Origin of the sequence: Paraburkholderia sp. BL18I3N2 (assembly GCF_003001875.1) — a bacterium.
Taxonomy (GTDB): Bacteria; Pseudomonadota; Gammaproteobacteria; order Burkholderiales; family Burkholderiaceae; genus Paraburkholderia; species Paraburkholderia phytofirmans.
The window spans coordinates 392,574-404,981 of sequence record NZ_PVNC01000006.1 but is presented as its reverse complement, the minus strand read 5'-3'; the positions used below and the strand labels follow the sequence as shown (position 1 = coordinate 404,981).

The window sequence follows — 12,408 nt, the reverse complement described above, 5'->3', positions numbered from 1 at the left end:
TTCAGTTCTTGCGCTGCAAGGCGAACAGCGTCCCGGCGATCAGAATGAACGCGCCGATAATCACCTTCTGCCAGGTGCTCGGCACGCCCACCAGAATCAGCACGCTATTGATCAGCGTGACCAGCACCACGCCGAGCAATGTGCCGGCCACCGTCCCCGTGCCGCCCGTAATGCGCGCGCCGCCCAGAATCACAGCGGCGATCACATCGAGTTCCGTGCCTACCAAATCGAACGGATTGGCGAGCCGGTTGTTCGACACGTGCAGAATGCCCGCGATGCCGGCCAGCATGCCGGTATAGCCGAACACGAACAGATGGATCGCGCGCAGGTTGTAGCCGAGCCGCTCGGCAATCGCGAGGCTGCCGCCCATCGCATAGACGCCGCGTCCCATCATCGTGCGATTCAGCAGCCACCACGTCACCACCGCGGCTGCCACCAAGGCCACCACCGACACCGGCAACACGGCGCGCAAGCCGTCAGCGGTGTGATAGAAAAAAAGCGGAATGCGGCCGAAATGATCCATGCTGTGCGGAATGTTCATAAAGAACGTCGTGCCGATGAACGTCAGCAGCAGCCCGCGATACAGATACTGCGTGCCGATCGTGACGATCAGCGAAGGCGCCTTCAGCCGATGCACCAGCAGTCCGTTCACAATGCCGAGCACGACGCCGCCGAGTGCGCCCGTGATCAGGATCAGCGCGAACGGCGCATCCGGCCACCATGCGAACACGGCCTTGGTGATGCCGTACATCGTCAGCGCGGCAATGGCCGTGAAGGACACGTCGATCCCGCCGGAGGCCAGCACGACGAGCGTGCCCAGCGCGAACAGCGACATGGTGGTCGCGGAATGCAACAGGTCGAACAGCGTCGCCAGTTGAAAGAAACGCGGATTGATCGCACCGACAATCAGGCACGTCACCGCGATCAATGCCAGGGTGAACCATTCGGGATTGCGCGCGAGCTTGGTCCGCAAGCTCGGCGGCTTGACCTCGGGGGCGACTTCGACGACGGTCGGGGTGGTCATGGTCTGGTTCAGGCGCGAATCGATGCGCGAGTTCATAAATGGGAACGTCCTTTATGCGGCTTCCGAAAGCAGCGCGTGATACAGATCGGCTTCGCTCAACGTGTCGGCCTGGTATTCGCTGGCCACACGCCCTTTCTTCATCATCAGGATGCGGTCGCAGTTCTGCAGCAGTTCGGGCAAGTCGTCGCTGATCAGAATGATGCCGATGCCGCGTTGCGACAGGCGCTGCATGATGCGGTAAATGATGTCCTTCGATCCGACGTCGACGCCGACCGTCGGTCCATGCAAAATCAGCACGTGCGGGTCGATGGCGAGCCAGCGGCCGATCAGCACACGCTGCTGGTTGCCGCCCGACAGCGATTGCACCGGCTTGTCGACACCCGGCGTGGCGATCTGCAAATCCTTCACCGTCTGCTCCGCAAGCGCCTGCGCGCGGACGCGGTCGATCTGGCCGAAGCGGTCGCGCAAGCTGGAGATCATCGCGGTGATCACGTTGTCGCGAATCGGCTTGTCGAGAAAAAGCCCTTCGTTCAGGCGGTCTTCCGGCACATAGCCGATGCGGTGATTCTTCGCGTCCGAGGGTGTGCGCAGTGAAATCGACTTGCCGTCGAGCGTCACTTGCCCGGATTGCGCCGGCGCGACACCCGCGAGCGCGCGTGCGAGTTCGTTGCGGCCCGAGTCGAGCAAACCGGTAATGCCGAGAATCTCGCCGCCGTGCAGCGCGAACGACACGTCGCTGAACTGGCCGGCGCGCGTATAACCGCGCACCTCCAGCACGACGTCGGGCTCGTGTGCGCCTTCGCGATAGCGCTCATTCGAAAGATGCCGCCCTGTCATCAGCTCGCTGATCTGCGCCTTGGTGAATTGCGCGATCGGTCCTTGCGCCATTTTCTGCCCATCGCGCAGCACGATCACTTCGCCGCCGATCGCATAGCATTCGTCGAGCTTGTGGCTGACGAACAGCACGGTGACGCCCTGCGCGCGCAGATTCGCGAGCACGGCAATCAGATTGTCGACTTCCTTCTGCGTGAGCGACGTGGTGGGCTCGTCCATGATGACGAACTTCGCCTCGCTGGCGATCGCGCGGGCAATCGCCACGAGTTGCCGCGTGGCGAGCGGCAATTGTTCGATCAGCGTGGCCTGAAACTCCGCGTTGCCGGGCAGGCCGACCGCTTCGAGCGCGCGTGCGGCCGTGCGTGCCAGCTCGCGCCGGTCGAAGGTGCGGGCCAGCTTGCCTTGATGCATAGCGAGTTCCGACGTGAGCGCGACATTTTCGGCCACGTTCATATTGGGCAGCAGCGAGAGATCCTGATACACGGTCTCGATGCCGGCGGCGAGCGATTCGAGCGCGGAGAGCCGCGCATGCCGCACGCCTTCGATCACGAGCTCGCCTTCGTCAGGCGGCTGCGCGCCGGAAATGATCTTGATGAGCGTGCTCTTGCCGCAACCGTTTTCGCCGAGCAGGTGATAGATCTGACCGCGCTCGAACGACAGGCTCACGCCGCGCAGCGCATGCACGCCGGTGAAGCGCTTGTGCACGCCGACAACCTGCAAAAACGGCTGCGACGTTTCGGGCTGCGTTGACGGCCGTGGTGACTGCGGTGAGGTTGCGTCTTGATTCATTTTAGCAAGTCACAGGTTGAGGCGTCCCCTTGCGAGGACGCCATGACACATGAAACAAAAACCGGAAGCCGCAAAGTTCAGAACGGATACTGCTTGTAGTTCGACTTGTCGACGTTCACCCAGCCCTGCCCGCGCACGATGATGCCCTTGCCCGGACCTTTAGCGACCGTTACCTTCGTGTAGCCCGGAATGCCGAGGTCGGCGCCGTTTTCAACCGTCTTGCCGTCCACCAGCATCTGCGCCACCTTGTTCATCGCGATGCCCGCGAGCTTCGGATCCCAGAACGCGATGCCGTTGATCGCGCCGCTTTCGAGGAACTTGCCGGCTTCCGTCGGCAGACCCGTGCCGTAGACGCAGATCTTGCCCTGCATGCCGGCCTCTTCCACCGCGCGGCCAATGCCGATCACGTCGAGCGACGACGAGCCCTGGAAGCCCTTCAGGTCCGGATGCTTGCGCAGCACTTCCTTCGCGACTTCATAGGCGCGCTCGCCATCGTTATTGGTTTCGAGCTTCGGCTCGACCAGGTTCATCTTCGGATACTTGGCCTTGGCGTTGCCGATGCCGCCGTCCGCCCATTGCACCTGCGAGCGGCTGCCGAGCGAGCCGACCAGCACGGCCCACTTGCCGTCGTCGTGCATGCACGAAGCGAGCCGCTCGTTCAGGCCGGCGCCGTAAGCGGTGTTGTCGAACGCCTCGATGTCGACCATCGTGTTCTTGGCGTTGTCCGCTTCATGCGTGACCACCTTGATGCCGCGATCCATCGCCTTCTTCAGCGCGGGTTCGAGCGTCGGCGGATCGTAGGGGACCACGGCGATGGCCGTGACCTTCTTGGCGATCAGGTCTTCGATGATTTTCAGTTGCTGCGCGGCGTCCGCACGGCCGGGGCCGGTCTGATACGCGTTGATGTTGGGGTTGTCCTTGGCGAACTGCTTGACGCCGTCGTCCATGCGGTTGAACCAGTTGATGCCGGTCACCTTGACGACCGTGACGATCGTTTCGTTCGTGGCAGCCTGCGCGGCAGCGATCACGCCTACCGTCAACGCGCCCGCTGCAAGCGCGGCACCCAGTCGAGTCAATTTCATGCGATGTCTCCTTTATCGTTCGATGTCGCCCACTTCACCGTCACGGACAGCCTGGGCTCGCTGTCCGCCGCGTACTGAAACTCTATGCAACGCCTCTAACTTTTTGGCGTTGAACTCGCTGGACTCGCAGCATTCGAAGCGCCCGTCCCGCCGCCGAAGCCGAAGATGGCGCGCACCCGTTCGCCGCCCGCAAACGCCAGCGACAGCAGCAACAGAAATCCCCACGCGCAGTCGCCGAAAAACTGCGATACGCCCATCAGATTGAACAGGCTGGAGAGAAACTGCAGCACCGTCGCGGCGAAGAACACGCAGATGATGCGGCCATGACCGCCGGCGGGATTCACGCCGCCCATCACGGCGATCAGAATCGCGATCAGAAGATAGGAATTGCCGTAGTCCCACTTCGCGCTGGACGTATGCGTCGCGCTGATCAGCCCGGCCAGCGACGCGAGCACGCCGCACATCGCATAGGTCGTGATCAGCATGCGGGCGCGCGGAATGCCGGCATAAAAAGCCGCCTTCGGATTCGTGCCCATCAGATAGAGACGCAAGCCGAATGGACTGCGTTTGAGCAGCCAGCCCAGCACGATCACCGCCGCGATAAAGATGCAAAACGCGATCGGCACCTGAAACAGCGTGCCATTGCCGATATTAGACAACGGGTCCACGTAATCGACATGCACCGACGCGCCATTGCTGAGCACCACCGCGAAACCGGTGAACAGCAACTGCGTGCCGAGCGTGCAGAGAATCGGCGTGAGTCTGAGGCGCGCGATCACCACGCCGTTCAGCAGTCCGCCGAGCAAACCCATCGCCACTACGATCACGCAAAAGAGCGACGTATAAAGCGCGGGCGAGTCGTCGCCATTGACGAAGCGTGGCACGACCAGCGCGGCCACCATGCCCGACAGATTGGCAAGCCCGACGCCCGAGAGATCGATGCCGCCGTTGCCCGACACCATCGAGAGCATGATGCCGAGCGCGAGCAGGCCGAGTTCGGGCAACTGGCCGCCCATCGACTGCAGATTGTCGATATCGACGAATTGGCCGCGCGAGAGCCACGTCGCGACCAGCACGACAAGCACGTTGACGATCAGCAGGAAATTCAGTTGCCGGTCGCCGAACAGTTTTCCAGCGGTGAACGCAGACTTCATGGTGACGACACGCTCCTTCAGGCTTCGCAAACGGTCAGTTCAGGATGGCTGGGATATGCCGGCCGGCTGGTTCGGATGGCTCGGCTGGTTCAGCACTTGGTTCACTTCGTCGAGCGTCGGCATGGAAGGCGCCGTGCCCGGACGCGTCACGGAAATACCGGCGAGCGCGCAACCGAAACGCAATGCGGTGATCGCATCGTCGCCACGCGCGAGCGCTGCCGCGAAGCCGCCCGTGAAGCCGTCACCGGCGCCGGCGGTTTCCACCACGCGGCCGCAGTGATACGCGGGCACGAGCAGCGATTGATTCGCCGAATGCAGGAGCGCGCCGCCCTCGCCCAGCGTGATGATCGCCGTGCCGACGCCTTTGGCGAGCAAGACGTCGGCGGCGCGGCGGGCATCGTCGGCGTTCGCGATCGGCACGCCGGTCAAAGCGGTCGCTTCGGTTTCATTCGGGGTGATGTAGTCGCACAGCGGGAAGATGGCGTCGTCGAGCGGCATGGCGGGCGCCGGATTGAACACGGTGATCACGCCGTGCTTGCGCGCCACTTCCAGCCCGCGGCGCGCGGCTGCGAGCGGCTGTTCGAGTTGCGTGACGAACACGCGGGCAGCGGCGATGTCGGCTTCGATCGCGTCGACGTCGGCGGCTTCCATCGTGCCGGCCGCGCCGGATGCAACGATGATCGCGTTCATGCCGGTGTTGTCGTCGACGAAGATGTGCGCCGCGCCCGTCGACACGCCGTCGATCACCGACGCGCGCGCCGTGATGCCTTCAGCGGCCCACGTGGCGCGTGCAATGGAGCCGAACGCGTCGTTGCCGATGCGGGTGCAGAACACCACGTCCGCCCCGACTCGCGCGGCCGCGACCGCCTGATTCGAGCCCTTGCCGCCCGGCCCCATGGCGAACGCCGTGCCCGCGATGGTTTCGCCGATCTGCGGCATGCGTCCCGCGCGAAACGTCAGATCGGTCACGTAGATACCGAGAATGACGACGCGTCCCTTTCCGTTTGGTTGCGCGGGCGTGTTCATGCGTGCTCCCCATTTGGCAGGGCAGCCTGATTCAAGGAGCGTTGAGTCGATGCTTCACATGCGCACAACACCGCTGTCTCCAACGGCAAATCCAGATTCTTCAGCACGTTGTCTCCTCCATTTTCTGGTTGGCGTGCGTGTCTTTACTTTAAGACGTTCGGTACGGCTGCCGGATCAGCCGGTCAATCTCCGTACGGTATCCAGATGTTCTTCACCTGCACCGCCTGACGCAGGAACGGCCGGCCTTCGCTCGCACGGTCGAACCAGTCGAACTGGCGGCCGTAATCGACAAACGTTCGCTTCAGGTTGCCGACCGATTCGCGCTCGACCAGCGTCGAGTCCGCCGCGCTGCCGAAGCACCAGACCGCATCGACGTCGTCGTGTTTGACGAGCGCGGGCAGCAACGCGCCGCGTTCACCCGTGACGATGTTCAGCACGCCGCCGGGCACATCGGACGTCTCGGCCACCTGATAGAAGTCGGTGACCGTGAGCGGCGACGCTTCGCTCGGCAAGACCACTACGCGATTGCCCATCGCCAGCGCGGGCGCCGCCAGCGAAACGAAGCCGAGCAGCGGCGCTTCGTTCGGACAGGCGATGCCGATCACGCCGAGCGGCTCATGCATGGCCAGCGCGACGCCACGCAGCGGCGGCGTATGGACGGCGCCGTCGAACTTGTCGGCCCACGCCGCGTACGTGAAAAGACGCTGCACGGAGGCATCCACTTCGGCACGCGCCGCAGCTTCGGTCGCACCGTTTCGCACGACGAGCTGGCGCACGAATTCATCCGCGCGCACGGCGAGGTTTTCCGCCAGATAGAACAGCACTTGCGCGCGGTTATGCGTGCTCGCCTGCGACCATTTCTGCGCCCCGCGTGCCGCTTCGACCGCGTTGCGGATGTCCTTGCGATTACCCCCGGCGACTTCGCCGACGGGTGTGCCGTCCGGCGCATGCACCGGCAGCGAATAGCCGCTGTCCGGGCGCGCCTGCTTGCCGCCGATAAACAGTTTCGCGGTGCGATCGATCGAGGTGACGTTCGACAACGGATCGAGCGCGGCCGCGTTGCGCACGACGGCTTGCGCCGTCCGACGCTCCGCAAGCTTGGGCCACGCCCGGGGTTTCAGATATTCGTAGATGCCCTCACGCCCGCCTTCGCGGCCATAGCCCGATTCGCGGTAACCGCCGAAGCCGACCGCCGCGTCGAACAGATTTGTCGCGTTGATCCAGACGACGCCGCTAGCGAGGCGCGGCGCAACATCGAGCGCGCGGCCGATGGTCTCGCTCCACACGCTCGCGGCGAGTCCATAACGCGAGTTGTTGGCGAGCGCGATCGCTTCGTCGGGTGTGCGGAAGCTCATCGTCACCAGCACCGGGCCGAAGATTTCTTCCTGCGCCAGCGTGGAAGCCGGTGCTACGCCGGTGACGAGCGTCGGAGGGAAAAAGCAGCCGCCGGACGGGATCGTCGTATCAGGCGACTGCCACACCGAGCAACCTTCACGCCGGCCGGTTTCCACCAGTGATTGAATACGTTCGAGTTGCACCGGATCGACAATCGCGCCTAGGTCGATGCTCTTGTCGAGCGACGTGCCCACGCGCAGCGTCTCCATGCGCCGTTTCAGCTTCGCGATGAAACGCGCTTCGATGCCTTCCTGCACGAGCAGCCGCGAGCCCGCGCAGCAGACTTGCCCCTGGTTGAACCAGATTGCGTCGACGACGCCTTCGACTGCGCCATCCAGGTCTGCGTCGTCGAACACGATGAAGGGGGATTTGCCGCCGAGTTCGAGCGTCAGCGACTTGCCAGAACCAGCAGTGGCCGAACGGATCAGGCGGCCCACTTCGGTCGAGCCGGTAAAGGCGATCTTGTCGACTTGCGGATGTTCGACCAAAGCCGCGCCGGTGCGCCCATCGCCGGTAACGACGTTCAGCACGCCGGCCGGCAAACCCGCGCGATGCGCAAGTTCGGCGAACAGCAACGCGGTGAGCGGCGTGTATTCAGCGGGCTTCAACACGACGCAGTTACCCGTGGCAATCGCCGGCGCGATCTTCCACGCGAGCATCAGCAGCGGGAAATTCCACGGCACGATCTGACCGACCACGCCAAGCGGCGCGTAATCCGCGAACTCGCTCTCCTGCAACTGCGCCCACCCCGCGTGATGCAGGAAGTGACGCGCGACGAGCGGCACGTCGATATCGCGCGTCTCGCGGATCGGCTTGCCGTTGTCGAGCGCTTCGAGCACCGCGAACAACCGGCTATGACGTTGCACCATGCGGGCAAGCGCATACAGATGCCGCGCCCGTCCGGCGCCGCCCAACGCGAGCCAACCCGGTTGCGCGGCGCGCGCGGCGGCTACCGCTGCGTCGATATCGGCCGCGTCGCCTTGAGCGACCTGCGCGAGTTGCTCGCCCGTCGCGGGCGCGTTCGACGCGAAGCGCTCACCCGCCGCCGGCGCATGCCACGCACCGCCGATGAAATGCCCGAAACCATCTTCATGCTGCGCCAGCCAGGCGCGCGCGGGTTGGTCGTCCTCGGGTGCGGGACCGTACTCCATCGATGAAAAATACTCGGCTACGCTCATGGGATCGGTCTTCTGTTCAGGCTACGGGGTGACGGTTGAAAGCGGAGTAACGGCCGCTCACGTAATGTTCGAGCTGGCGTTCGATATCGGCCAGCAGGCTCGACGCGCCGATCCGGAACAGCTCCGGTTCGAGCCACGCACGGCCGAGTTCTTCTTTCATCAGGATCTGATACGACAGGACGGACTTCGCGGTCGATACGCCGCCCGCCGGCTTGAAGCCGATCAGCACGCCGGTGCGTTCCTGGTATTCGCGGATCATGCGCACCATCACGAGCGACACGTCGAGCGTCGCGTTCACGCCTTCCTTGCCGGTGGATGTCTTGATGAAGTCGGCGCCGGCCATCATGCAGACCATCGACGCGCGCGCCACGTTCGAGAGCGTGCGGATGTCGCCGGTGGCAAGAATGGTTTTCAGATGCGCCGGGCCGCAGGCCGCGCGGAAGTCGCGCACTTCGTCGTAGAGCGCCTGCCAGTTGCCGGTCAGCACATATTCACGCGTGACGACGATATCGATTTCCTGCGCCCCATCCGCGACCGAGGCTTCGATCTCTTTCAGCTTCAACGGATGCGGAATCAAGCCCGCAGGAAAACCCGTAGAGACCGCGGCAACCGGAATGCCGCTGCCGTGCAGCGCATCGACCGCCGCCGCGACGAAGCGGTGATACACGCACACCGCGCCCGTCGTGATGCCTTGCGGCGCGAGGCCGAGCGCTTCGAGCAGATCGGCGCGCACCGGCTGCCGCGCCTTCGCGCACAGCCGCCGCACGCGGCCTTCGGTGTCGTCGCCGTTGAGCGTGGTGAGGTCGATGCAGGTGACGGCTTTGAGCAGCCAGGCCGCCTGCGCATCTTTCTTGACGCTGCGGCGCGTGCCAAGCGTGGCGGTGCGCCGCTCGACCGCCGACTGGTTGACGCGCAAGCCGTCGAGCCACGAGGCGTCGAACGGCATGCCGGGATTGCGCTCGGGATGAACGTTCGGTGTGCCGCGCAGCGCGACGACCGATGAAGACTGCAATGGGGCTTCTGGCATAAGACATCCGAAAATATGATGCGACGCACAACAGCCGCCGACAATTTGTTCGCACTTATGCTACAACGATTGATAGAATCATAACAAGCTTTGCGAGCAATCGTTACATCATCAAGCGGACGAGACCGGTGAACGCCCGTGAATGTTATTGACGCACCATATTCATGATGCGAAGATCACAACACGGTTTTCGGCCGGATAGCGTTATACAAAGAAAAGAATTTCGTCGCGTGGACGAAGGAGACATGCCAGATGAGTGAGCCGGTTGCGGTCGCGGCCGCGTCATCGCCTCAGGTTCCATTGATCCGTGTTGCGGGCGTCACCAAACGATTTGGCGGCGTGCACGCGTTGCGCGGCGTCAACCTCGAAGTGTTGCCCGGCGAAGTCCACGCACTGCTCGGCGAAAACGGCGCGGGCAAATCTACGCTGATCAAGATCTTGAGCGGTGTGCATGCTTACGACGACGGCGTCATCGAAATCGCCGGACAGAAAGTCGCGTTCGACTCCCCCGCTCAATCGCGCGACGCGGGTGTCGCCGTGGTCTATCAGGATTTGAGTCTCGTCGAATCGCTCTCGGTCGGCGCCAATCTCATGTTGGGGCGTGAGCCGCGCACGCGTCTGGGCTTCGTGAAGAATCGTCAACTCATGGCCACGGTCGGCGAGTTCCTGCGCTCGCACGGCATTCCACTCGATCCGAAAGTGCCGGTCGGCTCGCTGCCCTTCGCTTACCGCCAAATGACCGAGATCTGCAAGGCGCTGATGGGCGAAGTGCGCGTGCTGATTCTCGATGAACCCACTTCCGCGTTGACCGGCGGCGAAGAGCAGATTCTGTTCGACGCGATCCGCGCGGTCACGGCTCGCGGCGTCGGCGTGATCTATGTGACGCATCGCTTGAACGAGGTGTTCAGGATTTCGCAGCGCGTGACCGTGTTCCGCGATGGTGCGAACGCCGGCACATTCCAGACGGCGCAAACGGATATGAAGCAACTGGTGGCGGCGATCGTCGGTCCCGCTCATGCCGCGTTGCAGGCACGGCAGAAAACGGCGGTCGGCGATGGAGCCGCAGTGGTTGCCTCTACCGCAAGCGCGTTGCCGGCATCAGAACAGGCGTCCAACGCCGACGCCGCGCCCGTGCTCAAGTTATCGAACGTCAGCAACGACCGCCTGCATCACATCGATCTCGTGGTTCGGCGCGGCGAAGTCCACGGACTCGCGGGATTGATCGGCAGCGGACGCACCGAGATTCTGCAAACCGTCTTTGGCCTTCGATCCGTCGACGCCGGCAGCATCGAACTGGACGGTCGGACGCGCTCGCGCATCACACCCGCCGAGGCGATTCAACTCGGCGTGGCGCTGGTGCCGGAGGATCGTCACCTCGAAGGGCTCGTGCTCGATCATTCGATCGAACGCAATCTGACGTTGCCGCGCTTGCCGCATTTTTCCCGCTGGGGATGGCTGCGCAGTCAGGCCGCCGTGCAGCAGGCGAAGCGTTCCATGAAAGAGCTGGCCGTGAAAGCGCCCAACTCATCGACCGCGGTCAAGTTTTTATCCGGCGGCAATCAGCAGAAAGTGGTCTTCGCGAAGTGGAATCATCCGCGCCCCAAGTTGCTCATGCTCGACGAACCGACCGTCGGCGTGGATGTCGGCGCGCGCGAGGAAATCTACGGCGTGGTGAACGACGCCGCGCAAGCCGGCACCGGCGTGCTCGTCGTCTCGTCGGACCTGGATGAACTCCTGCGCCTGTGCGACCGCATTTCGATTGTCGCCGACGGCTGCATCATCAACACCGTCGAGCGCGCGGAACTCGCCAACGCCGAAGCGCTGCATCACCTGATCCAACTTTCCCGTTCTTCCCTCGAGGCGTTAGCAACATGAATGAATCTGTCTCGCCGCTGACGGCCGAACGGCAGGCGTCGCCGCCGCAGAAAAGCCGTATGCGGCGCATCGCGCAAGCCTTGCTGCAAGGCGACCGGCCTTATGCGCTGTATGCCGCGTTCGCGATTCTGCTGGTGGTGTTCAGTTTCGCGTCGCCGTGGTTCCTATCCATCGACAACTTCCTGAATATCGGCCGGCAAACCGCGCTCGTCTCGATCATCGCGATCGGCATGACCTTCGTGATCATCGCGCGGCAGATCGATCTTTCCGTGGGGTCGACGCTGGCGCTCTCTGGTATGTCCGCGGCGCTCGCCATGGCGTATGTGGGCAACAACTGGGTGATCGGCGCGATTGCCGGTATCGGCACCGGCGCGATCGTCGGCGCGATCAATGGGATCGTGACCACGCGCGTGAACATTCCTTCGTTTCTCGTCACGCTCGGCACACTGAGCGCGGCGCGCGGACTCGCGCTGATGGTCACCACCACCAAGCCCGTGATCATCGATAACGACTCGTTCATCTCGATCTTCGGCGAGGGCGATATTTTCGGCGTGCCGGTGCCGATCATCTGGACGCTGCTCGCCGTAATCGCCGGCATTCTGCTCTTGCACTACAGCGTGTTCGGCCGGCAGATCTACGCGGCGGGCGGCAATCCGACCGCCGCGCTCTATTCGGGTATCAACACGCGGCGCGTGACCACCCTCGCCTTCATTCTCACCGGCATGCTGGCCGGACTCGCCGCGCTCGTGCTCTCGGCGCGCTCGCATGCGGCGCGGCCCGACGTCGTGCAAGGCATGGAGCTGGATGTGATCGCATCGGTCACGCTCGGCGGTTGCAGTCTGTTCGGCGGACGCGGCTTCGTGCTGGGGACGCTGCTCGGCAGTCTGATCATCGGCACGCTCAATAACGGGCTGGTGCTGCTCGGCGTGAGTTCGTCGCTGCAACTGGTGATCAAAGGCGTGATCATCGTCGCGGCGGTTGCGTTTACAAGGAAGTAGGCAGGAAACAAGGCAGTTCGGACGTG

General features: G+C 63.5%; 9 protein-coding genes. 2 read left to right on the top strand and 7 right to left on the bottom strand.

From position 1 onward, the window contains the following. Position 1: 1 nt before the first annotated feature. From B0G75_RS19570 to deoC, 7 genes are all read right to left on the bottom strand, one after another. A complete protein-coding gene (locus B0G75_RS19570; protein ID WP_106308971.1) occupies positions 2–1,060 on the bottom strand; it encodes an ABC transporter permease in 1,059 nt (352 codons plus the stop codon). Between the two features lie 15 nt (positions 1,061–1,075). Then, complete coding sequence (locus B0G75_RS19565) at positions 1,076–2,647, bottom strand: sugar ABC transporter ATP-binding protein (protein WP_106308968.1); 1,572 nt, start codon at positions 2,645–2,647, stop codon at positions 1,076–1,078. A gap of 77 nt (positions 2,648–2,724) precedes the next feature. Continuing rightward, the gene (locus tag B0G75_RS19560; RefSeq protein WP_012427059.1) at positions 2,725–3,729 is read right to left on the bottom strand and encodes an autoinducer 2 ABC transporter substrate-binding protein; all 1,005 of its coding nucleotides are present in this window, start codon (positions 3,727–3,729) and stop codon (positions 2,725–2,727) included. A gap of 95 nt (positions 3,730–3,824) precedes the next feature. Then, positions 3,825–4,883: an ABC transporter permease gene (locus tag B0G75_RS19555; protein ID WP_106308966.1), complete on the bottom strand. Its 1,059-nt coding sequence runs from the start codon at positions 4,881–4,883 to the stop codon at positions 3,825–3,827. Positions 4,884–4,922: 39 nt separating this feature from the next. Continuing rightward, the gene (gene rbsK / locus B0G75_RS19550) at positions 4,923–5,909 is read right to left on the bottom strand and encodes a ribokinase (RefSeq protein WP_106308963.1); all 987 of its coding nucleotides are present in this window, start codon (positions 5,907–5,909) and stop codon (positions 4,923–4,925) included. Positions 5,910–6,091: 182 nt separating this feature from the next. After that, positions 6,092–8,482 carry an aldehyde dehydrogenase family protein gene (locus tag B0G75_RS19545; RefSeq protein ID WP_106308960.1) on the bottom strand — a complete coding sequence of 797 codons (2,391 nt, stop codon included), beginning with the start codon at positions 8,480–8,482 and terminating at the stop codon, positions 6,092–6,094. Positions 8,483–8,498: 16 nt separating this feature from the next. After that, complete coding sequence (gene deoC, locus B0G75_RS19540) at positions 8,499–9,509, bottom strand: deoxyribose-phosphate aldolase (protein WP_106308957.1); 1,011 nt, start codon at positions 9,507–9,509, stop codon at positions 8,499–8,501. Between the two features lie 252 nt (positions 9,510–9,761). Here deoC and B0G75_RS19535 point away from each other — a divergent pair, with 252 nt between their 5' ends. Together B0G75_RS19535 and B0G75_RS19530 are read left to right on the top strand one after the other, a co-directional pair. Further along, positions 9,762–11,384: a sugar ABC transporter ATP-binding protein gene (locus B0G75_RS19535; protein ID WP_106308954.1), complete on the top strand. Its 1,623-nt coding sequence runs from the start codon at positions 9,762–9,764 to the stop codon at positions 11,382–11,384. Further along, complete coding sequence (locus B0G75_RS19530; RefSeq protein WP_106308951.1) at positions 11,381–12,382, top strand: ABC transporter permease; 1,002 nt, start codon at positions 11,381–11,383, stop codon at positions 12,380–12,382. Before B0G75_RS19535 ends, B0G75_RS19530 begins: the two co-directional genes overlap by 4 nt. Positions 12,383–12,408 lie beyond the last annotated feature (26 nt).